17 protein-coding genes are annotated in these 21,832 nt (G+C 65.7%); 15 read left to right on the forward strand and 2 right to left on the reverse strand.

Annotated elements, in window-relative coordinates; all coding sequences use genetic code 11:
- Window positions 1-43: 43 nt before the first annotated feature.
- The 9 genes from HAQ05_RS09045 (at window position 44) to HAQ05_RS09085 (ending at window position 10,256) form a co-directional block, all read left to right on the forward strand.
- A complete protein-coding gene (locus tag HAQ05_RS09045) occupies window positions 44-715 on the forward strand; it encodes a polysaccharide lyase family 7 protein (RefSeq protein ID WP_190419604.1) in 672 nt (223 codons plus the stop codon).
- A gap of 58 nt (window positions 716-773) precedes the next feature.
- Window positions 774-1,703, forward strand: a complete 930-nt coding sequence (locus HAQ05_RS09050; protein ID WP_190419606.1) for a LysR family transcriptional regulator — start codon at window positions 774-776, stop codon at window positions 1,701-1,703.
- A gap of 135 nt (window positions 1,704-1,838) precedes the next feature.
- Window positions 1,839-2,759 (forward strand): N-carbamoyl-D-amino-acid hydrolase, encoded by a 921-nt coding sequence (locus HAQ05_RS09055; RefSeq protein ID WP_190419608.1) that lies wholly within the window; start codon window positions 1,839-1,841, stop codon window positions 2,757-2,759.
- Between the two features lie 28 nt (window positions 2,760-2,787).
- Entirely contained in the window at window positions 2,788-3,642 is an 855-nt protein-coding gene (locus tag HAQ05_RS09060) for a D-amino-acid transaminase (protein WP_190419610.1), read from the forward strand.
- A gap of 113 nt (window positions 3,643-3,755) precedes the next feature.
- Window positions 3,756-5,348, forward strand: a complete 1,593-nt coding sequence (locus HAQ05_RS09065; protein WP_190419612.1) for an ABC transporter substrate-binding protein — start codon at window positions 3,756-3,758, stop codon at window positions 5,346-5,348.
- Between the two features lie 9 nt (window positions 5,349-5,357).
- Complete coding sequence (locus HAQ05_RS09070) at window positions 5,358-6,299, forward strand: ABC transporter permease (RefSeq protein ID WP_190419614.1); 942 nt, start codon at window positions 5,358-5,360, stop codon at window positions 6,297-6,299.
- 9 nt (window positions 6,300-6,308) lie between these two features.
- Window positions 6,309-7,175: an ABC transporter permease gene (locus tag HAQ05_RS09075; RefSeq protein ID WP_190419616.1), complete on the forward strand. Its 867-nt coding sequence runs from the start codon at window positions 6,309-6,311 to the stop codon at window positions 7,173-7,175.
- A 3-nt stretch (window positions 7,176-7,178) separates the two neighbouring features.
- On the forward strand, window positions 7,179-8,807 hold the full coding sequence (locus HAQ05_RS09080; protein ID WP_190419618.1) for an ABC transporter ATP-binding protein: 1,629 nt from the start codon (window positions 7,179-7,181) through the stop codon (window positions 8,805-8,807).
- Window positions 8,808-8,810: 3 nt separating this feature from the next.
- The gene (locus tag HAQ05_RS09085; RefSeq protein ID WP_190419620.1) at window positions 8,811-10,256 is read left to right on the forward strand and encodes an N-acyl-D-amino-acid deacylase family protein; all 1,446 of its coding nucleotides are present in this window, start codon (window positions 8,811-8,813) and stop codon (window positions 10,254-10,256) included.
- On the opposite strand, the gene HAQ05_RS09090 is transcribed toward HAQ05_RS09085, so the two are convergent.
- Window positions 10,253-10,603, reverse strand: a complete 351-nt coding sequence (locus HAQ05_RS09090; protein ID WP_190419622.1) for a RidA family protein — start codon at window positions 10,601-10,603, stop codon at window positions 10,253-10,255. The two genes, HAQ05_RS09085 and HAQ05_RS09090, sit on opposite strands and share 4 nt — an antisense overlap.
- Window positions 10,604-10,723: 120 nt before the next feature.
- On the opposite strand from HAQ05_RS09090, the gene HAQ05_RS09095 reads away from it, so the two are divergent.
- Window positions 10,724-11,974 (forward strand): D-amino acid dehydrogenase, encoded by a 1,251-nt coding sequence (locus HAQ05_RS09095; protein ID WP_190419623.1) that lies wholly within the window; start codon window positions 10,724-10,726, stop codon window positions 11,972-11,974.
- Here the strand turns inward: HAQ05_RS09095 and HAQ05_RS09100 are convergent.
- Window positions 11,971-12,627 carry an HAD family hydrolase gene (locus HAQ05_RS09100; RefSeq protein ID WP_190419795.1) on the reverse strand — a complete coding sequence of 219 codons (657 nt, stop codon included), beginning with the start codon at window positions 12,625-12,627 and terminating at the stop codon, window positions 11,971-11,973. The genes HAQ05_RS09095 and HAQ05_RS09100 overlap by 4 nt on opposite strands.
- A 133-nt stretch (window positions 12,628-12,760) precedes the next feature.
- Here HAQ05_RS09100 and HAQ05_RS09105 point away from each other — a divergent pair, with 133 nt between their 5' ends.
- The 5 genes from HAQ05_RS09105 to HAQ05_RS09125 all read left to right on the forward strand — a co-directional run bounded on the left by HAQ05_RS09105 (window position 12,761) and on the right by HAQ05_RS09125 (window position 21,768).
- A complete protein-coding gene (locus HAQ05_RS09105) occupies window positions 12,761-14,398 on the forward strand; it encodes a VRR-NUC domain-containing protein (protein ID WP_338050161.1) in 1,638 nt (545 codons plus the stop codon).
- Window positions 14,395-16,719, forward strand: a complete 2,325-nt coding sequence (locus HAQ05_RS09110; RefSeq protein ID WP_190419627.1) for an ATP-dependent DNA helicase — start codon at window positions 14,395-14,397, stop codon at window positions 16,717-16,719. Before HAQ05_RS09105 ends, HAQ05_RS09110 begins: the two co-directional genes overlap by 4 nt.
- Before the next feature lie 78 nt (window positions 16,720-16,797).
- Window positions 16,798-18,438, forward strand: coding sequence for a phosphoglucomutase (alpha-D-glucose-1,6-bisphosphate-dependent) (gene pgm, locus HAQ05_RS09115; protein WP_190419629.1), 1,641 nt, complete (start codon window positions 16,798-16,800; stop codon window positions 18,436-18,438).
- A 71-nt stretch (window positions 18,439-18,509) separates the two neighbouring features.
- A complete protein-coding gene (locus tag HAQ05_RS09120) occupies window positions 18,510-20,849 on the forward strand; it encodes a UvrD-helicase domain-containing protein (RefSeq protein WP_190419631.1) in 2,340 nt (779 codons plus the stop codon).
- 229 nt (window positions 20,850-21,078) lie between these two features.
- Window positions 21,079-21,768 carry an alpha/beta hydrolase gene (locus tag HAQ05_RS09125; protein WP_338050174.1) on the forward strand — a complete coding sequence of 230 codons (690 nt, stop codon included), beginning with the start codon at window positions 21,079-21,081 and terminating at the stop codon, window positions 21,766-21,768.
- Window positions 21,769-21,832: the final 64 nt, after the last annotated feature.

Here is a 21,832-nt window from a genome sequence, read left to right on the forward strand (position 1 = left end):
CGCGAGCACCCCTCGCGCCAACCTTTTTGCCGGAGCCGCCGCCATGATCGCACTCGACACTTGGAACCTGAGCATCCCCGTTGGTACACCTGCTGCTACCGTTTCGACCCAGGCCCTGATGAGCGGCTATGCCGATACCTACTTCAAGTCGGGCAATACGCTGTTTTTCTGGGCCCCGGTCACCGGTGGCAAAACCGCCAATGCCAAATATGCCCGCAGCGAGCTGCGAGAAACCCATGCCGACGGCAGCGTTTACAACTGGCAATATCGCGATGCCGATAACATGTTGCGCGCGGCTGTGGCGGTTAACCAAGTGCCCTCCGCTGGCAAAATCGTGATCGGCCAGATCCACTGCTATGGCAGCACCGAGCCGATGCTCAAGCTTGAGTACCAATACAAGGACGCCAAGCGCCTGGGCAACATCGTGGTGAAGTTTCGCACCACGCCGGATGCCGAGCCCACGGTTATCACCGTGGCGCAGCTAGTGCCGATGAACACGCGCTTCACCTACACCATTCACCTCACGCCCGCTGGCAACCTCACGGTGAACGCTTTCAACTACCAATGGAACGTGAAGGTAGACCCCAGTTGGGCAGCCAAGTCGCTGTACTTCAAGGCTGGCGTCTACACCCAGGACGACACCGGTTACGCCACCGAAGGCGGTGCGGCGACCTTTTACAAGTTGGCAATCGACCACACCGTGAAGGGCGCCTGAGTCACCTGCGCAGGCTTATCGTATAGTGGGCAGCTTTCAGGCCTTGCCGTGAGCGCCCATGCAAACCCTCAACCTGCGCCAGATCGAAGTGTTCCGCGCGGTGATGATCACCGGTTCCATCAATGGGGCGGCGCAGTTGCTGCTGGTGTCGCAACCGGCGGTCAGCCGCATGCTCTCGCACACCGAGTCGCGCATCGGCTTCCAGCTGTTCGAGCGGATCAAAGGCCGCTTGTACCCCTCGCCCGAGGCGCGGCGGCTGTTCCACGACGTGGAGGCGGTGTACCGCAACATCCAACGGGTCAACACCACCTTGCTCGACCTGCAGCAGCAGCGCCGTGGGATATTGCGTCTGGTCAGCAGCCCGAGCCTGGGCCACCAATTAGTGCCCGACGCGCTGGCGGCGTTTCGCCAGGGCCACGAGGGTTTGCGCATCAGCCTTGAATGCCTGCGCCATACGCTGCTACGTGACCGGTTACTCGATCATCAAGCGGACCTCGGCATCTCGCTGTTCCCGGTGGACCACCCGAATTTGCGCGCGGTACCGCTGAGCGACATCCGCGTGCTGCTGGTTTGCCCGGCCGGGCATCCGCTGCTGGGACTGGAGCCGGCTGCGCTGGCCGCGGCCCTGGTTGGCTACCCTGTGGTCGGCTACCCGCCAGGCACGCCCTTCTACGGCATCATGCAACCGGCATTCGAGCGCGCGGGCTTGCCCTATGCGCCGCACCTGGAGGTTGACTCGCCGCACCACGCCTGCGCGCTGGTGCGCAATGGGGTGGGGGTGGCGATGGTCGACGAGATTTCCTACCGCGCCGCCGACACCACCCGCATGGCGGTGCTGCCATTCATGGGTGAGGCGCGCCTGACCGTAAGCCTGGTGCATGTGCGCCACGAGCCGTTGGCGCAGTTGGCGCTGGCGTTCGTAAAGCAACTGCGGCGCACATTACAGGACAATGGCCTGGCGCTGACCGGTGCTGCCCAACCTGTGTGAGCGTTCGCTGTGGTCAAGGGCAGAACGCCCATCCCTTAACCAAAGGTTAACCCCACCCGCTACATTGGCATATGACTTCGCCACGCCGGCTTCCCACAATGGCCCTAGCCCCCCAGCCATTCGCAGGAGCCCGCCATGCGCAACCTTCACGTCGGCGCTGCCCAATTGGGCGCCATCCAAAAAAACGACAGCAGGGCCAGTGTGGTCGCGCGTATGTTGGCCTTGCTTGAGCAGGCCCGCACCCGCGGCTGTGAACTGGTGGTGTTCCCGGAACTGGCGCTGACCACGTTCTTTCCCCGTTGGTACATGCCCGACCCCGCCGAGGTCGACACCTGGTTCGAGCGCGACATGCCCAACGCCGCCACCCAGCCACTGTTCGATTTCAGCCGCGAGCAGGGTATCGCCCTCTCGTTCGGTTACGCGGAGCTGACCCCGGAAGGCCGGCATTTCAATACGTCTATCCTCACCGACCGCCAGGGCAACATCGTGGGCAAATACCGCAAGGTGCACCTGCCCGGCCACGTCGAATACGACACCGAGCGCGACTTCCAACACCTGGAAAAACGCTATTTCGAGCCAGGCGACCTGGGCTTTCCCACCTTCGCCAACGAAGGGGCGATCATGGGCATGTGCATTTGCAACGACCGCCGCTGGCCGGAAACCTATCGGGTGATGGGCTTGCGAGGGGTGGAACTGATCACCCTGGGTTACAACACGCCGTCGATCAATTCCCAGCGCCGCACCGAAGGGCAACAGCAGCGCCTGTTCCATTCGCAGTTGGTGATGCAGGCCGGCGCCTACCAGAACGCCACCTGGGTGGTGGGCGTGGCCAAGGCCGGGGTAGAGGATGGCTTCCCATTGATGGGCGGCAGCGTGATCATCGACCCGAACGGGTTCATATGTGCCCAGGCGGCCGGCGAGGGTGACGAGTTGATCGACCATGTATGCGACATGGACGAATGCAACTTTGGCAAAACCACGATTTTCGACTTCGCCCGGCACCGGCGTATCGAGCATTATGGGCCTATCACCGCGCAAACCGGCGTCGAGCGCTGAGCGGCAACCCACGATCAAGGAGCGCCCCATGCGCACTGTTTACCTGAACGGCGCATACCTGCCCGAGGACCAAGCGAACATTTCGGTGTTCGACCGCGGTTTCATGTTCGCCGACAGCATCTACGAAGTCACCGCCGTGCTCGACGGCAAGCTGGTGGATTACCAACGCCACCGTGGGCGCTTGCGCCGCTCGCTGGCGGCGTTGGGGCTGCCGTTCGGGCTGGACGACGCACAACTGCTACAGGTGCACCGCGACTTGATCCAGCGTAACCAACTGGGCGAGGGCTTGGTATACCTGCAGGTCAGCCGTGGCGCTGCGGACCGCAACTTTTTGTTCCCCGCTGCCGGCACGCCACCGACGGTGGTGCTGTACACCCAGGCCAAAGCGATCATCGACAGCCCCCTGGCCCAGCGTGGCCTGGTGCTGATCAGCCTACCCGACCTGCGCTGGGGGCGCTCTGACATCAAGACCACCCAGTTGCTGTACGCCTGCATGGCCAAGGAGCAGGCCCGCGCCCAAGGCGCCGACGATGCCTGGTTGGTCCGTGATGGCTGCGTGACAGAAGGCAGTTCGAACAACGCCTTTATCGTGACTGCCAACGGCAGTGTGGTCACCCGCCCACTGTCCACTGCCTTGTTGCCCGGCACCACCCGTGATGCGCTGCTGGCGCTGGTGCAGGCCGAGGGCCTGCGCCTGGAAGAGCGTGCGTTCACGGTCGAAGAAGCCTTGGCCGCGAGCGAGGCGTTCATCAGCTCGAGCAGCTCGTTCATCTACCCGGTGGTGCGCCTGGACGGTCAGCCGATCGGCCACGGCACCCCCGGGCCGCTGGCTCAGCGCCTGCGCGCGCTGTACATCGAACACGCCTACGCCAGCCTCGGCTGAGGCCGATACACCCCGGCGCCCGGCCCACAAGAGGCCGGCGCTAGCCTGTCGCGTTAGCGCTTTACCCTTCTGCCGCCGAACCTTGATGAGTCTTTGCCAAAGGAACGACGACCATGAAACCTTCCCGTTCGCTGATCGCCCGCCTGTTATTGCCCTTGGGGTTCGCCGCCGCGCTGCACGCCCCACATGCCCTGGCCGCGGAGAAAACCTTGCACGCGGTGATGTCGTCTTCGTTGCGGGTGTTGGACCCTATCGCGACTACCGCGCAGATTACCCGCAACCACGGGTTCATGATCTACGACACCTTGATCGCCATGGACGAGCATTATCAGCCCGCGCCGCAAATGGCCGACTGGGCGATTTCGCCGGATGGCATGGTCTACACCTTCACCCTGCGCGACGGGCTCATGTGGCATGACGGCAAGCCGGTGACCGCCACCGATTGCGTGGCTTCGCTGCAGCGCTGGGCCCGCTATGACGTAGGCGGTCAGTTGATGATGAAGTCGGTAAAAAGCCTGGTGGCCACCGACGCCAAGACCATTACCCTCACGCTCGCCAAGCCATTCGGCTATGTGCTGCCGTTGTTGGCCAAGCCGTCGTCGGTGGCAGCGTTCATGATGCCCGAGCGGGTGGCCAACACGCCCATGGGGCAGATGATCACCGACTACACAGGCTCCGGCCCGTTCACGTTCGTGGCCGCTGAGTTCGACCCCGGCAACCGCGTGGTGTACGAAAAATTCGCAGGTTATGTGCCGCGCCCGGAACCGGCCAGCGGCACCGCCGGCGGCAAGGTGGTGAAGGTAGACCGGGTGGAGTGGATCAACATGCCCGACCGCATGACCGCGATCAATGCACTGGCCAGCGGCGACATCGACTTCATCGAGCAGTTGCCGATGGACCTGCTGCCGATGGTGCAGGCCGACGGCACCCTCACCAGCGGGGTACTCAGCGACCTGGGCAACATGACCGGCGGGCGCATGAACTTCCTCTACCCACCGTTCAACAACCCCGACATCCGCCGCGCCGCCCTGCTGGCGCTGAACCAACAAGACGTGCTGCAGGCCCTGGTGGGCAACCCCGAATATTACCGGTTGTGCGCTTCGGTGTTCGGCTGTGGCACCCCGCTGGAAAGCCAAACCGGCGGCGAAAACCTGGTCAAGGGCGACCACAGTGCCGAAGCCCGCGCGTTATTGAGCAAGGCCGGGTACGACGGCACCCCGGTGGTGATCTTGCAGGCCACCGACGTGCCCAGCCAGGCGCCACAGCCCGTGGTGGCGGCCGCGGCGCTGCGCAAGGTGGGCTTCACCGTAGACCTGCAGCCGATGGACTGGCAAACGTTGGTGACGCGCCGGGCCAACCAGGGCGAACCCACCAAGGGTGGCTGGAATCTGTTCTTCACCTACTGGAACGTGCAAACCATCTGGAACCCGGTGGTCAACCCCATGCTCGACGGCGGTGGCCAGAAGGGCGCTTGGTTCGGCTGGCCGACCGACGCGCACATGGACGCGCTGCGCAACGAGTTCGTGCAGGCCAGCGGTGATGCCGCGCAAAAGGCGGTGGCCGAGAAAATCCAGCAGTACGCCATGCAGCAAGTGAGTTACATCCCGCTGGGGCAATACCACGACGTATCGGCCTGGAACAGCCACGTCAGCCACCTGCTCAAGGGGCCGTCGACGGTGTTCTGGAACGTGCAGAAGGACGACTGAGGGCGCGCCATGTTTGCCTATTTTGTTCGCCGCGTGCTCGCGGCCATTCCCGTGATGCTGGTGGTGGCGCTGTTCGTGTTCCTGCTGCTGCGCCTCTCGCCCGGCGACCCGGCGGCGATCATCGGCGGCGACATGGCCAGCCCCGAGCAATTGGCGGCCATTCGCCAGAACCTGGGGCTCGACCGGCCTTTGCACGTACAGTTCTTCGTGTGGCTATGGCAGTTGTTGCACGGTGACTTCAGCACCTCGCTGATGGCCCATACCGGTGTGCTGAGCATGATCGGCCAACGCTTGGAGCCCACCTTGAGCCTGGCCCTGGTGGCCACGGCGTTGACCGTGTTGGTCGCCGTGCCGTTGGGGGTACTGGCCGCCTGGAGACGTGGCAGTTGGTTGGACCACACGGTGATGTCGGTGTCGGTGTTGGGTTTTTCCGTTCCGGTGTTCGTCATCGGCTACGGGCTGACCACGTTGTTCGCCCTTCAACTGCATTGGCTGCCGGTGCAAGGCTTCAAGAGCATTTTCGACGGCGTGGGCCCGTTCGCCTATCGCATCGCACTGCCGGCGTTGACCCTGGCTTCTGCGCATATCGCCCTGGTGGCGCGCATGACCCGCGCCAGCCTGCTCGACGTGCTCGGCGAGGATTACATTCGCACCGCCCGCGCCAAGGGTTTGGGCGAGTTGGCAGTGTTGTTCAGGCATGCCCTGCGCAACGCTTGGGTGCCGATCTTGACGGTGATCGGCAGCGGTTTTGCATTGATGATTTCCGGGGTGGTGGTCACCGAGAGCGTGTTCAACATTCCCGGCCTGGGGCGCTTGATCGTCGATGCAGTGCTGGCCCGCGACTACCCGGTGATCCAGGGCATGATCCTGCTCACCAGCGGCGTGTACGTACTCATTAACCTACTGATCGACATGTCGTATGCGATCAGCGACCCGCGCATTCGTTATTGAGGCCTGGCGATGAGCAAACCTGTTTCCCTTGGCCTGCCGGCACCGCGCCGGCGCTGGGCCAAACTACCGCGCCCGCCGCTGGCGGTGGCCTTGGCAGCGTTGGTGCTGCTGGCACTCATTGGCATGGCGGTGTTCGCGCCCTGGTTCACCCACCACGCCCCCCAGGCCCTGGCACCGGCACTGCGCCTGAAAGGCCCTTCGGCGGAATTCTGGCTGGGCACCGACGCCTATGGCCGTGACCTATATTCGCGCATCGTTTACGGCGCGCGGGTGTCGCTGACGGTGGGGCTAGGGGTGGCCGTGTTCAGCGTGGCGATCGGCCTGCCGCTGGGCTTGCTGGCGGGTTATTTTCGAACGCTGGACGCGCTGCTGATGCGCGTGATGGACGGCCTGATGGCGGTGCCGGGGATCCTCCTGGCCATTGCCATCGTCTCGTTGAGCAGCGCGGGCCTGGCCACGGTGATGGTGGCGATCATGCTGCCGGAGATTCCCCAGGTGGTGCGGCTGGTGCGCTCGCGGGTGCTGTCAGCGCGCGAGGAGCCTTATGTGGAAGCGGCCGTGCTGATGGGCACCTCGACCTTCAAGCTGTTGGCCCGGCACCTGATGCCCAACACCTTGGCCCCCTTGATTGTGCAGGGCACCTACATTTGCGCCTCGGCCATCCTCACCGAAGCGATCCTGTCGTTTCTCGGCGCAGGCATCGGCACCGAAACCCCTACCTGGGGCAACATCATCGCCGAGGGCCGGCTGTATTTCCAGCTCAAGCCTGGGCTGGTGCTGTGGGCGGGGCTGGCGTTGTCGCTGTGTATCGTGTCGATCAACCTGCTCGGCGATGCGGCGCGCGATGCCCTCGACCCACGCATGAAGAAGAGATAAACCATGGCCTGTGAACAAGCTCCGCTGTTGCAGGTTGAAAACCTGCGTGTGGCCACCGCCGAAGGCCGGCCAATACTGCACGGCGTGTCGTTTCATATCCAGCCCGGGGAAACCCTATGCCTGGTGGGCGAAAGCGGTTCGGGCAAGTCGGTGGCGTCGCTGGCCACCCTCGGCCTGCTGCCCAAGGGCGCGCTGCAGGTCGAAGGCGGCACCATTACCTTTGCCGGCGAGGCGTTGCTGGGCGCTAGCGCCCGGCGCCTGAAGGCGCTGCGCGGCAACCGCGTGGCGATGATTTTCCAAGAGCCGATGACCGCGCTCAACCCCGTGCTGAGTGTGGGCCGGCAGATCGATGAGGTGCTGTGCTGCCACACCCGCCTGGATGCGGCCGAGCGCCGGGCGAAAACCCTCGATGCGCTGGCCCAGGTGCATTTGCCCGACATCCAGCGCATTTATGGCGCGTACCCGCATCGGCTGTCCGGCGGCCAGCGCCAGCGCATCATGATCGCCATGGCGCTGGTGCTGGAGCCTACCTTGCTGATAGCTGACGAGCCCACCACCGCGCTGGACGTGACCACCCAACAGCAAATTCTCACGCTGATCCGCGAGCTGCAACAGCGCCATGGCACCGCTGTGTTGTTCATCACCCACGACATGGGTGTGGTCGCCGACATCGCCGACCGCGTGTGCGTGATGCACCAAGGCCAGGTGGTGGAGCAGGGCGCTGCCGCCCAGGTGCTCGGCCAGCCGCGCCAAGCCTACACCCGCCAACTGCTGGCAGCGGTGCCGGCCTTGGCGCCGCGGGCCCCGCGCGCGGCCGGCAGTGCCCAGGTGGTGTTGGACGTGGTGGAGTTGTCGATGGTCTACCCCGGCCCGCGCCGGCTGCTGCGGCGTAGCCCCGGCACCTGCGCCGCTGACCAGGTAAGTTTCAACCTCACCCGTGGGCGCACGTTGGGGATCGTCGGCGAAAGCGGCTCGGGCAAGTCGACCGTGGCGCGCTGCTTGATGCGCTTGCTGACCCCCAGCGCCGGTGCGGTGCGGGTCACCGGCAAAGACATTTCGGAGCTCTCGGCGGCGGGCCTTAAGCCCCATCGCAAGCGCATACAGATGATCTTCCAAGACCCGAACCGCTCGCTCAACCCGCGCCGCAGCATCGCCCAGAGCCTGATCGAAGGGCCCATGAACTACGGCATCGATCGGGCCGAGGCATTGACCCGGGCGCAGCGGTTACTGGAACTGGTGGGGCTGCCCGCCGATGCGCTGGGGCGTTACCCGCACCAGTTTTCCGGTGGCCAGCGCCAGCGCATCGCCATTGCCCGTGCCTTGGCCATGGAGCCGGACGTGATCGTGGCCGACGAAGCCGTGTCGGCCTTGGACGTATCGGTGCAGGCCCAAGTGCTTGAACTGCTCGATGGCCTCCAGCAGCGCCTGGGGGTCGCCATCGTGTTTATTACCCACGACCTGCGGGTGGCCGCCCAACTGTGCGACGAGGTGCTGGTGATGCGCCGCGGCCAGGTGGTCGAGTACGGCACCGCGGCCCAGGTGTTGGGCGCGCCGCAGCACACCTATACCCAGCAATTGATGGCCGCGGTGCCCGGCAAGGCCTGGGATTTCAGCGCCGCGGCGAGGAGTTGAAGCATGCTTCTGGATGTGTTGTTCAAACAGGTGCAGGTGGTCGACGGCACCGGCGCCGAACCCTACGTGGCCGACGTGGGCGTGCGCGCTGAGCGCATCGTCGCCATCGGCCAGCTCGACGCGCCGGCGCGGCGGGTGGTCGAGGGCGCCGGCCGGCAACTGATGCCGGGGTTCATCGACGTGCATACCCACGACGATACTCAGGTAATCCGCGCCCCCGAGATGCTCGCCAAAATAGCCCAAGGGGTGACCACGGTGATCGTCGGGAACTGCGGCATCAGCGCCTCGCCCGTGGTGCTGCCCGGCGACCCGCCAGACCCGATGAACTTGTTGGGCACCCGCGAAGCCTTCGCCTACCCCAGCTTCGAGGCGTATGCCGCAGCGGTAAGCCAGGCGCGCCCGGCGGTAAATGTGGCCGCGCTGGTCGGCCACACGGCGCTGCGCGCCAATGTGATGGAGCGCTTCGACCGCGCCGCCAGCGCAGAAGAAATCCAGGCCATGGCCGCGACCCTGAAAGCTGCCCTGGACGCCGGCGCCATTGGCCTGTCGACCGGGCTTGCCTACACCAACGCCAAGCAGGCGCCCACCGCCGAGGTGCAGGCCCTGGTGCAGGTGGTCGGCACCGCCGGCGCGCTGTATACCACCCATATGCGCGATGAGCACGCAGGCTTGCTCGCTTCGCTCGAGGAGTCGTTCAGCACCGCCCGCCACGCCGGGGCAGACCTGGTGATCTCCCACCTTAAATGCGCCGGCGCGGGCAATTGGGGCCGCGCGCCACTGGCCTTGAAAGCGTTGGAGCAGGCGGCGCGCCGGCAACCCTGCAATTGCGACTGCTACCCCTACGCCGCCAGCTCCACCACGCTCGATGCCTGGCGGGTGACCGAAGAAATGGACATCTTCATTACCTGGTCCGACCCGCACCCGCACATGGCGAAAAAAACCTTGCGCCAAATCGCCGACCACTGGGGCGTGGGGCTGCTCGAAGCCACCGAGCGCCTGCGCCCGGCCGGGGCGATTTACCACATGATGAGCGAGGCCGATGTGCGCCAGATCCTGGCCCACCCGCTGTCGATGGTTGGCTCCGACGGCCTGCCCAGCGACCCGAACCCGCACCCGCGGCTGTGGGGCACCTTCCCTCGGGTGTTGGCGCATTATTGCCGCGACCTCGGCTTGTTCGACCTGGCCGAAGCGGTGCGTAAGATGACAGGGCTCTCGGCCGGGCGCTTCCGCCTGCACGATAGGGGCGAAGTACGGGTGGGCGCATTTGCCGACTTGAACCTGATCGACATGGCGCGCCTGCAGGATGTGGCCACCTACCAAGACCCCTGCCAACGCGCGCCGGGCATCGACTTGGTGATGGTCAACGGGGTGGTGGCCTATGAGGGCGGGCAGGTGCAACGGCGCGCCGGGCGGCTGCTCAAGCGCGGCCGCCAGGGCGCCACCGCTTAAATGGCGGCGACCAGCATGATCTCGACGAGCACGTCTGGCGAGGCGAGCTGTGCTTGCACCGTGGCCCGTGCCGGCGCGGCGCTCTCGGGTAACCATTGGCTCCAGGCTTCGTTCATGGCGGCGAAATCCGCCTCGATGTCCTTGAGCCAGATTTGCGCGCTGAGCAGCCGGCTTTTGTTAGTACCCGCCTGTGCCAGCAGCGCGTCGATCTTGGCCAGCACTTGCTCGGTCTGGCCGCGGCAATTTTGCGTGCGGTCGTCTGGCACTTGCCCGGATAGCCAAGCCAGGCCGCCGTGGACCACGGCGCCGGCCAGGCGTGGGTTAGCAGAAATTCGCTGGATATTCATGTTGGCATCCTATCAATGGGTCGGGAAAGGCGAACCCTAACGGGCCTGCGCCGCCGGCGCCAATCATTATTTGCTGGCCGCCCATAACCAAGGGTTAAGCGGCCGCGGGAGGAAAACACAGTGCAAGTGGTTGTGATCGGTGCGGGCGTGGTTGGCCTTGCCAGTGCTTGGGCGCTGGCGCAGCGGGGGGTGCGGGTGACCCTGGTCGATCGCCACCGCGAGGTGGCCATGGAGACCAGCTTCGCCAACGGCGGGCAGCTCAGCTATAGCTACGTGGCGCCGCTGGCAGACCCGGCCGTGCTGCCAAAACTACCGCAATGGCTGTTGCGGGCCGACTCGCCGTTGCGCTTTCGCCCCCGGCTCGACCCGGCGCAATGGCGTTGGTGCCTGGCATTTCTCAAGGCCTGCAACAACGCCACGGTGCGCCGCACCATCAGCGAAATGCTGAGCTTGTCGTATCGCAGCGGCGCGTTGCTCGACGGGTTACTCAGCCGCCACCCGCTGGCGTTCGACCTGGCCCGCACCGGCAAGTTGGTGATCTACCGCGACCCAGCCAGCCTGGAGGGCGCGCGGGCGCTGGTGCAATGGCAACGGCAACTGGGCGCCGAACAACAACTGCTCGATGGCCCGGCGTGCGTGGCGCTGGAACCGGCACTGGGCGGTATCGGCGCGCACATCGCCGGCGGTATTTTCACCCCGCGCGAAGCCACCGGGGATTGCCTGAAGTTTTGCCAGGGCCTGCTCGGCTTGCTGCGCCAGCAGCCGAATGTAACCCTGGCGCTGGGCAACCCGGTGCAGGCCTTGCGGGTGCGCCAAGGGCGGGTGGCGGCGGTTGCCACCGAACAGGGCGAGCTGGCCGCCGATGCGGTGGTGCTGGCCGCGGGTATGCCGAGCGTGGCGCTGGTGGCCGAACACGGCCTGCGCTTGCCCTTGTATGCGCTGCGCGGCTACAGCCTGAGCGTACCGCTGGGCGAGGGCATGCCGCGCCCAGCGCTAAGCGTGACCGACTTCCACCGAAAGGTGGTGTACGCCCCGTTGGGTGCGCAGCTGCGTATCGCCGCCATGGTCGACATGGGGGTAGACCGCGCTGAGGTGGACCCGGCGCGCATCGCCCTGCTCAAGCAGCAGGTAGGCGAAACCTTCCCTCACCTGGACTTGGCCCACGCGCAACAATGGGCCGGCCTGCGCCCAGCCACCGCCGACAGCAAACCGCTCATCGATCGTGCACCGGGTATCGGCAACCTGTGGCTGAACGTAGGGCAGGGCGCCCTGGGCTTTACCTTGGCATTGGGCTGCGGGGATGTACTGGCCGACCTGATGACCGGGCAGGCGCCGGCCATCGACGCGGCGCCGTTTAGCTGGCGGCGTTAACGCCGGGCCTCCAACGCCTGCCACAGATGCGGGTCGTTGAAATCTTCTATCACCAGGTCTGCCCCGGCGGCCAACAGTGCCTCGGGCGCTTGGCTGGTGGCCAGGCCCACGGTGAAGATGCCCGCGCCCTTGGCGGCGCTGAGCCCTGGTACTGAATCCTCGAAAGCCATGGCGTTGGCCGGCACCGAGCCAAGCTTGAGCAAACCGGTTTGGTAGGGCAGCGGGTCGGGTTTGGCCCGTGCGAGATCTTCGGCCACCACCACATGGGCGAACGCTTCGACCAAGCCCAGGGCGCCGAGCATGTGGTCAGCATTGGCGCGTGGCGCGTTGGTCACCACCACCCGGCCAATACCGTGGCCGTTGGCCCAACCGAGCAGGCGCAGCAGGCCGGGGATCGGCTCCAGGGTGGTAGACAATGCGCGAAAGCGCGCCTCCTTGCGGTCGGCGAAGGCTTGGTGCTCGGCCACGCTGCGCTCGGGAAACAGCAACTGGCACATCTGCGCGTTGGCGCGGCCGCTGCATTTTTCCATGAACTCGGCGGCCGTGAAGGGGCGGTTGTCTTCTTCCAACAACAACTGCTGGATGGCCACCAAGTGCAAGGTATCGGTATCGGTCAAGGTGCCGTCGAGGTCGAAGAGCAGGGCGTCGAGCATTACCGTTAATCCAGCCATGGGGCGCGCCAGCGTAGCAGGCCGGCGGCGGCGGCTCAAATGCCCGCCCGTCCTTGAGGGGTTGCCTGGGGGTTTGGCTGTATGTATAAACAGCCCTGTGCCACAGGACGCCCTCGTGAACCCGCTCGATAACCCTTTCTACTACTTGGTGAATTTCCGCTATGTGCTGGCCTGGCTGGGCGAGCGCTATGCCGATGTGCTGGGCACCGATGAGCGCGCTTTCATTGAGTGTTTTACCACCTTGCCGGAGCCTTCCCAGGCGCTGCTGGTGCGCCTGGTGATGCGCAAGGGTTCGCTGTACCGCGCCAGCAAGCTGGCCTACCCGGAAATCGGCGATATCGCCCAAGCTGCTGCGCCCTTGCTGGCGCTAGGCTGGCTGTGCGACAACGGCCCGGTTTCGCTGCAAGAGCTGTTCGGCGTGCTGGGCAAAGCCGAGGTGCAGCGCTGTTTCTGTGCCAGCGGGGTGCGTGCCGGCCAACGCAAGGCCGAGCAACTGGCGCAATTGTTACCCCTGTACCCTGAGGCCCAACCGTTCAAAGCGTGGTGCCCAGGGCTGGATGTGCTGTATCGCGTTACGCTGCGGCCGCTATGCGACCGCTTGCGGCTGATGTTCTTCGGCAACCTCTACCAAGGCTGGTCGCAGTTCGTGCTGGCCGACCTCGGCCTGCAGCGCTTCGAGCAGGTGGCCTTCGAACCGCAGTCGCGGGCCTTGGCCAGCCGGGGTGACGTGGATGCCGCCATCGCCTTGCACCAAGCGCGCGAGGCATTGGAGCAGGGTGCGGCACTGGAGGATTTAACCGCCCGGTTGGCCACGGTCCGTACCGATAACCCGTGGTTGGACCAGCGCCGGGAAAAGCTGATCTACCTGGTCGGCCAGCATTGTGAGCGCCAGGGCTGGTGGGTACAGGCCGAGCAGCATTACCGAACATGCCGCTACCCCGGCGCGCGTTGGCGCTTGTTACGGGTACTGGAGCGCAGTGGCCGGGTGGCGGAGGCCTGGGCATTGTGGCAACACGCCAACGCTGCGCCGGAAAGCCCCGCCGAGGCCCAAGCGCTGCCCAGGGCGCTGCCGCGCCTGCAGCGCGCGCTGGGCCTGCCGCCGCAACGGGCGCGGCGCGCGCCGGGCCCGCAACGGCTCGACCTGTGCCTGCCCCGTGGCGGCAGCGTCGAGGCGGCGGTGTGCCAGGCCCTGGCTGAGGATGGCGCACCGGTGCTGTACCTGGAAAACGCCCTGTTCAATTCGCTGTTCGGCCTGCTGTGCTGGCCGGCGATTTTCGCGGCGCTGCCCGGGGCCTTCTTCCACCCGTTCCAGCACGCGCCGGCCGACCTGCACCAGCCGGGGTTCCACAGCCGCCGCCAGGCCCTGTTCGAGGCGTGCCTGGCCGAGTTGGACGACGGCCAGTACCGCACCAGTATCCGCGAACGCTTTGCCAGCAAATATGGGCTGGCCAGCCCGTTCGTGTTCTGGGGCGCATTGAGCGAGCCGCTGCTCGACCTGGCCTTGGCGTGTATTCCCGCCCAACACCTGAAGCTGTGCTTTGCCCGCCTGCTCGAAGACCCGAAGGCCAACCGCGCCGGGCTGCCAGACTTGGTGCAGTTCTGGCCGGCCGAGGGCCGCTACCGGATGATCGAGGTCAAAGGCCCCGGCGACCGGTTACAAGACAACCAATTGCGTTGGATGGCGTACTTCGCCGAGCACGGCCTGCCGGTGCAGGTGTGCCATGTGACCTGGCAGGCCGGGGCCCTGGCATGAGCTACCGTGTGGCCGTGCGTGCCCTGTGCGAATTCACCGCGCGCCGTGGCGACCTCGACCTGCGCTTCACCCCCTCGCCCAGCGCGCTGGAAGGCATCAACGGCCACCGGCGGGTGGCCAGCGGCCGCGGGCCGGCCTACGAGGCCGAAGTGGCCCTCGAAGGCCACTACCAGGACTTGCACGTGCGCGGGCGCGCCGACGGCTTCGATGCCGCGCGCCAGTGCTTGGAGGAAGTGAAAACCCACCGTGGCGACCTCAGCCGCCAACCGACTAACCATCGGGCGCTGCATTGGGCGCAGGCGCGGGTATACGCCTGGCTGTTGTGCCAGCAGCGCGGGCTCGAACAACTGACCGTGGCGTTGGTGTACCTCGACATAGACACCCAACGCCAAACGCGCTTCGAGGAGCGCCTGCTGGCTGGGGAACTGCACGCGTTCTTTACCGCGCAGTGCGAATGCTTCCTGGGCTGGGCACGCCAGCAGGCCGCGCATTTGCAGGTGCGGCAGGCGGCCTTGGCCGCCCTGGCGTTCCCGCCGGGGCGCTTTCGGCCGGGGCAGCGGGCATTGGCCGAAAGTGTTTACAAGGCCATGATGACCGGGCGCTGCCTGTTGGCCCAGGCGCCCACCGGTATTGGCAAAACCCTGGGCGCGGTGTTCCCCGCCCTCAAGGCCATGGCGCCGCCGGATAACAAGGCGCCGCTCGACAAACTGTTGTTTCTCACCGCCAAAACCCCAGGCCGCGCCCTGGCCTTGCACGCCCTTGGCCAGGTTCGCGCGCAGGCCCCAAGCCTGCGGGTACTGGAACTGATCGCCCGCGACAAAGCCTGTGAATACCCAGGCCAAGCGTGCCACGGTGATAGTTGCCCATTGGCGCAGGGGTTCTACGACCGCCTGCCGGCCGCGCGCCAGGCCGCCGCCGACGCGGCGTGGCTGGGCCAGGCAGCACTGCGCCAGATTGCCCGGGCGCACACGCTGTGCCCCTATTATCTGGCCCAGGAAATGGCGCGCTGGGCCGATGTCATCGTGGCGGACTACAACTATTGGTTCGACCTCGGCGGCTGGCTGTTCGGGCTGGCCCAGGCGCAGGAATGGCGCACCGGGGTGTTGGTGGATGAAGCGCACAACTTGGTGGAACGCGGCCGCGACATGTACAGCGCCGAGCTGGACCAACGCTGCCTGGCGCCGCTGCGCCAGGCACCGCTGCCGGGGCTGGCAGCACCGCTGAAGCGCCTGGGGCACCAATGGAATGCGCTCAACGCCGCGCAAGCCGGGCCCTATCAGGCCGGTGCCGAGCCGCCCGTCGCCTGGCTGGTGGCACTGCAGCGCTGCGTGGCGGCGATCGGCGAGCGCCTGAACGAAGCGCCGCACAGCGTGACCGGCCCGTGGCTGGAGTTCTACTTTCAGGCGCTGCACTGCTTGCGCATTGCCGAGCTGTTCGGTGCCGGGCATGTGTTCGACAGCCACCTGCAGGGCCAGGGGCGCCAGCGCTATTCACGGCTGTGCTTGCGCAACCTGGTGCCGGCCGCGCAGTTGGCGCCGCGTATGGCGGCGGCGCACAGCGCGGTGTTGTTTTCGGCCACACTGAGCCCGCAACGGTACTTCCTCGACCTGCTCGGCATGCCAGCGAACAGCGCGTGGCTGGATGTGCCATCACCCTTTGCCGCCGAGCAGCTCGATGTACGCCTGGCCGGCCATGTGAGCACCCGCTTTCGCCAGCGTGGCGGGTCGTTGGCCGCCTTGGCCCAGGTGCTGGCCGAGCAGTATCGCGCGCGCCCTGGCAATTACCTGGCGTTCTTCAGCAGTTTCGATTACCTGCAACAAGCCCTCGCCGCGCTGGCCGCCCAAGCGCCCGGGATACCGGTGTGGGCACAGGCCCGGCAGATGAACGAGGCCGAGCGCGAAGCGTTCGTTGCACGCTTCGAGGAAGGCGGCCAGGGTATCGGTTTCGCCGTGTTGGGTGGGGCCTTTGGCGAAGGTATCGACCTGCCCGGGGCGCGCTTGATCGGCGCTTTCGTGGCCACTTTGGGCTTGGCGCAATTGAACCCGGTCAATGAGCAGCGCCGTTTGCGCCTGCAACAGTTGTTCGCCGCTGGCTACGACTACGCTTACTTGTACCCGGGCTTGCATAAGGTGGTGCAAGCCGCTGGCCGGGTCATTCGCAGCGAAGCCGACCGCGGCGTGGTGGTGCTGATCGACGACCGTTTCGCCGAGCCACGGGTGCAGGCCCTGTTGCCGCGCTGGTGGCCGGCTGCCCAGCCATGCGCGGTGCTGCCGTTGGCGTTGCCTGGGCAAACGCTGCCGTTACTGTTGCCTGAGCACTGAACGCCGGCCGTCGCCAACCGGTCCAAGCCCCAGTAAACTCAAGGGCTTTCGATAGCCCCTCATCTTTCGAGGTTTTGCATGACGCACCATCCTTTGGCCGGCAGGCCCGCCCCTGCCGAAATGCTGGTCGACATCCCCAAGTTGGTCAGCGCGTACTACACCGGCCGCCCAGACCCTGCGGTGGCCAGCCATCGGGTGGCCTTCGGCACCTCCGGGCACCGTGGCTGCTCGTTCGATAACAGCTTCAACGAGGCGCAGGTGTTGGCCATCAGCCAGGCGATTTGCCTATACCGGCAAACCCAGGGCATCGATGGGCCGTTGTTCCTCGGCCTCGACACCCACGCGCTGTCGACCCCGGCCGGCACCACCGCGCTGGAGGTGTTCGCCGCCAACGGTGTAGAGGTGATGCTGGCCACCGATGACGAGTACACCCCCACGCCGGCGGTGTCCCATGCCATTCTTTGCTACAACCAGGGCCGCAGTGCGCACCTGGCCGATGGTGTGGTCATCACGCCGTCGCACAACCCGCCGCAAAGCGGTGGCTACAAGTACAACCCGCCCAATGGTGGCCCGGCCGACAGCGACGTGACCCAGTGGATCGAAGCCAAGGCCAACGCGCTGCTTGAGGCTGGCCTGAAGGCGGTCAAGCGCATGCCCTATGACCAGGCGCTGAAGGCCGCCACCACCCATCGGCACGATTACCTGAACCGTTACGTCGAAGACTTGGCCAATGTCATCGACCTGGCGGCCATCCGCGACTCGGGCCTGCGCCTGGGCGTGGACCCACTGGGCGGCGCGGGCGTGCGCTACTGGCCGGCCATCGCCGAGCGCTATGGGCTGAACCTGGAGGTGGTCAACCGCCACGTGGACCCTACGTTCCGCTTCATGACCGTAGACTGGGACGGGCAGATCCGCATGGACCCTTCGTCGGCCGATGCCATGCAGGGGCTGTTGGCGCTCAAAGACCGCTTCGACGTGGCTTTTGCCTGTGACCCGGACCACGACCGGCATGGCATCGTCACCCCCCAGGGGGGGCTGCTGTCGCCCAACAACTATTTGGCCGTGATGGTCGATTACCTGTACCAGAACCGCCCGCAATGGCGCGCCACCGCCGCAGTGGGCAAAACCGTGGTCAGCAGTGCCCTGATCGACCGCGTGGCCGCGCGCCTGGGCCGCAAGCTGTTCGAAGTGCCGGTGGGCTTTAAGTACTTCGCCCAGGGCTTGTTCGATGGCAGCCTCGGTTTCGGCGGCGAAGAAAGCGCCGGGGCATCGTTCTTGCGCCAGGATGGTGGCGTATGGACCACCGACAAAGACGGTTTGATCCCCTCGCTGCTAGCGGCCGAGATCACCGCCAAAACCGGCAAAAACCCGTACCTGCGCTACCGCGACCTGGCCGCCGAGTTGGGCGAGCCGTTTGCCACCCGGGTGGACGCCAAGGCGGATGCACAGCAGAAGGCCGCCTTGAGCAAGCTCTCGGCCGAGCAGGTCAGCTCCACGGAGCTGGCGGGCGAGCCGATCGAAGCCGTGCTCAGTCGCGCCCCGGGTAACGATCAGGCCATTGGCGGGCTTAAGGTGGTCACCGCCAATGGTTGGTTCGCCGCACGGCCGTCGGGCACTGAAGCTATCTACAAAATCTACGCCGAAAGCTTTATCGACCCGGCACACTTGCAGCGCCTGGTAGGCGAAGCACAGGCATTGGTAGACAAGGCCATTTCCTGAGCCTGCCTGGGCTGGACCCGGCGCGCCGTTCAGGCGAAGATGCCGGGCCATTCACCCAGGCAGGAGGTTGTGTGCCACGCCGTTCCACCGAGCCAGCCGCCAAAGGCTGGCTGCAGCGCCTGAAAGCCTACGTGGGCGAGCTGCGTGAAATCACCGCCGTGTATAACGGCAAACCGCGGCCGCCGGCAGCGGCGCCCCCGCCGACCAAGCGCCGCAGCAAGGCAAAAAACAACCCCGAACGCGAAGCCGACCGCACCCCCGCGCCCGCCCGCGAAGGGCGCTTGCCGATCAGCGCGGCGATACGCAAGCAGATGAAAGCCGATGCCGCCCGCCTGTTGCCCGCGCATCAACAGCCCAGCGCCGCGCAATGGCGCATGGTCTTCAGTGACGCCCAGGCGACCTGCGTGGCGGCGGGGGCCGGGGCCGGCAAGTCGGCGTCGTTGGTGCTGCGTGTGGTGCTGTTGGTGCAGTACCTGCAAGTGCCGCTGGAGCACATCAGCGTGGTGACCTTCACCCGTGAATCGCGCAAGGACGTGCTCGCCCGCTTGGTCAGCACTCTGGCGCTGTGGGGTCGGCACCTCTCCGAGCGGCAGGCCCGGGAGGTGGTACGCACCTTCCATTCGCGGCTGCTCGGTTGGGCCCAGGGGCTGCCGGGGCAGGGCGCCTTGAAGGCGTTCGAAACCGTCGGCCAGGGTGGCGCCGCAGACCCAGACGAGCCGCCCTTTGCATTGGCGCTGAACCTGCAGCAGCGAGAGCTGTTCAACGGTGCCTACCAAGGGTTGGCGGCGGCGGACCCTCACTTCGCCAGCCTGATCGAGGCTTTGCGCCGCCAAGCGTTACACTTGCCGCGCCTGGGCACGGACCACCCCGACGTGCGCAAGCGCGCTGCCGTAATGGCCCTGGCAGCCAAGCGCGACGAGGCGCTGTGCCAGAGCGTGGAAGCGTTATGGCGGGCCGCCGGGGCATGGCCGTTGGCCGAGGTCGAGGCTAAGCTTGAACCGCTGCCATTGCGCGGGTTGCCGTTTTACTGCCATGGCTACCACCCGCGCTTGCAGGCCTGGGTAATCCTTGGGGTAGACCCGCGCGAAGGCCAAGACGTGCGCCGCGCCCAGGCCGAACTGCCACTGGCGGCCGAAGTCGCGGTCAAGCGCACGCTGTTCCAAGCCTTTTGCGAGCAGCCGGTGATCTGGCTAGGCACTTATGCCGCGGCCAAGGCACTGGGCCAGGCTGCCGAGGCGGGCGTTAGCTGTGGCCCGGGGTTGGAATACTGCCTGCACGGTGAGCGCAAGGCATTGCCACTGCTGGACGCCTTCCACGAGGTAGGCGGGTTCATTGAAAACCTAGGCCTGCCGGTGGCTGGCGCCATCGAGCAGGCCGGGCTGGCCGCTGAGGGGCCAGATGCGCTGTTCTTCCAGGCGTTGGCGCGGTTCTGGCCGGTGCTGCAAGCTCACTTGCAGGCCCAGCAACCGCCTCTGATGACCTATAACCGCCTATTCATGTCGTTCAGCGAGCAGGGGGGGCAGCGCTTGCGGGAGCTTGACACCGCGCAACTTGAGCGCTTTAGCCATGTGCTGGTCGATGAGTTCCAAGACGTGTCGCCGCTGATCGTCAATTGGTTAAAAGCGCTACAGGCCGAGCGCACCCGGCGCACCCTGGCGCCGGGGTCGTTGCTGTGCGTAGGCGACGACTGGCAATCGATCTACGGGTGGCGCGGCAGTAGCCCGCGGTTTTTCCTCGAATTCGAACACGTGTTCAGTGCCGCGGCCCATGCCCGGGTGACCCTGCGTGACAACTATCGCAGCCAGCAGGGGGTTATCGACGCCGCCGAGCACGTGATCAAGGGTACGCGCAGCCTCAAGGGTAAAAAGGGCCGTGCCGTGGGCGGGCGCCCGGTACAACCGGTTCATGTGTTGGAACGCGACGATGCCAGGTTGCTCGAACGGGTGCAGGCGCACCAAGCGCAGGGCCAGAGTATCTTGGTGCTGTACCGCAAGGGCGCCGAACGCGCCGGCTTGGCCAAACTACTCCAAGCGCCATTGGCCGCGGCCAAGCAGGCGGGGCAGGGCGCTGCGATTCGCTTGATGACGTACCACAGCGCCAAGGGCCTTGAAGCCGATGCGGTGTTCCTGCTAGGTGACTGCCAATACCTGGGCAGTTGCGCCTATCGCAATACGCTGTACCGCTTGGCAGGCCTCGCCGAACCCGAAGCGCTGGCACCCTATGACGACGCTCAGGGCGAAGAAGCCCTGCGCCTGGCCTATGTCGCCATCACCCGGGCGCGGCAGCATTGTTATTGGTTCGTCGAGCCCCCAAGCGATGGCACGGCCTTGCGGGCGTCGGCGAAGGTAGCCGGTAGCAAGGGGGTGTTCCTCGACCAGCGCGGCCAGATTTACCGGGAAACGCCGAACTAGTGGGGGGCAGAGGTTGATGGCGCCATTGGCCGCTGTCAGTTTTTCGTAATGCTCGCGTCACCTCCTTGAGGGCGCGCTTTCTTTACCGTGGCCACTCCCAGACTTGTTGGAGTGGTAAACCATGAAGATTCACACAACCCTTGCCATTGCACTTTCGGCCGCCGCCTTGTCTCTTCTCAGCATCCCAGCGGTGCAGGCTCAGGATGCGGCAACGGCCAGTGCCGGGCCAATCAAGAACGTCGTGCTGGTGCACGGCCTCTACGCCGATGCCTCCAGTTGGGCGAAGGTCATCCCGCTGTTGCAAGCCAAGGGCCTGCACGTGACGGCCGTGCAAAACCCGACCACGTCGCTGGATGCCGATGTCGACGCGGTCAAGCGGGCGCTAGCGATGCAGGATGGGCCAACCGTTTTGGTAGCGCACTCCTACGCCGGCATGGTCATCAGCCAGGCAGGTGATGACCCTAAGGTGAAAGGATTGGTGTATGTCGCCGCTCGCGCCCCGGATGCGGGCGAGGATTACCCGGCCCTGACCAAGAAGTTCGCCCCGGCGCCTGCCTCCGGGGGCTTACAATGGTCGGCTGACGGCTATGGCATGCTGTCGGAGCAGGCGTTCCTGCACGACTTTGCGGGGGACCTTCCTCAGCAGGAGGCTGAAGTCTACTTTGCCGTTCAGCAACCCGTCGGCAAGCCCGTCACCACGGCGAAGACCTCGGTAGCGGCGTGGCACGACAAACCGACCTGGTACGCCGTATCGACCGAAGACCGCACTATCAACCCGGACCTCGAACGGTTCATGGCCCAGCGAATGAAGGCGCACACCGTCGAAATCGCCGCCAGCCATGTGTCGCTGCTTTCCCAACCCGAGAAAATCGCCAACCTGATTCTACAAGCTACCCACGCGACGGAGCCGCAGCAATAGCTAACATAGGCGTAACGGTCGAATGGGGTGCCTGGCGTTACGCCCCTATTTTTTGCTGGATTAC

Origin of the sequence: Pseudomonas typographi, from assembly GCF_014694385.1 — a bacterium.
Lineage (GTDB): Bacteria > Pseudomonadota > Gammaproteobacteria > Pseudomonadales > Pseudomonadaceae > Aquipseudomonas > Aquipseudomonas typographi.

Coding starts and splice junctions, on each gene's coding strand:
- HAQ05_RS09045 (WP_190419604.1), top strand. CDS start 44: ATGATCGCACTCGACACTTGGAACCTGAGCATCCCCGTTGGTACACCT.
- HAQ05_RS09050 (WP_190419606.1), top strand. CDS start 774: ATGCAAACCCTCAACCTGCGCCAGATCGAAGTGTTCCGCGCGGTGATG.
- HAQ05_RS09055 (WP_190419608.1), top strand. CDS start 1,839: ATGCGCAACCTTCACGTCGGCGCTGCCCAATTGGGCGCCATCCAAAAA.
- HAQ05_RS09060 (WP_190419610.1), top strand. CDS start 2,788: ATGCGCACTGTTTACCTGAACGGCGCATACCTGCCCGAGGACCAAGCG.
- HAQ05_RS09065 (WP_190419612.1), top strand. CDS start 3,756: ATGAAACCTTCCCGTTCGCTGATCGCCCGCCTGTTATTGCCCTTGGGG.
- HAQ05_RS09070 (WP_190419614.1), top strand. CDS start 5,358: ATGTTTGCCTATTTTGTTCGCCGCGTGCTCGCGGCCATTCCCGTGATG.
- HAQ05_RS09075 (WP_190419616.1), top strand. CDS start 6,309: ATGAGCAAACCTGTTTCCCTTGGCCTGCCGGCACCGCGCCGGCGCTGG.
- HAQ05_RS09080 (WP_190419618.1), top strand. CDS start 7,179: ATGGCCTGTGAACAAGCTCCGCTGTTGCAGGTTGAAAACCTGCGTGTG.
- HAQ05_RS09085 (WP_190419620.1), top strand. CDS start 8,811: ATGCTTCTGGATGTGTTGTTCAAACAGGTGCAGGTGGTCGACGGCACC.
- HAQ05_RS09090 (WP_190419622.1), bottom strand. CDS start 10,603: ATGAATATCCAGCGAATTTCTGCTAACCCACGCCTGGCCGGCGCCGTG.
- HAQ05_RS09100 (WP_190419795.1), bottom strand. CDS start 12,627: ATGCTCGACGCCCTGCTCTTCGACCTCGACGGCACCTTGACCGATACC.
- HAQ05_RS09110 (WP_190419627.1), top strand. CDS start 14,395: ATGAGCTACCGTGTGGCCGTGCGTGCCCTGTGCGAATTCACCGCGCGC.
- pgm (WP_190419629.1), top strand. CDS start 16,798: ATGACGCACCATCCTTTGGCCGGCAGGCCCGCCCCTGCCGAAATGCTG.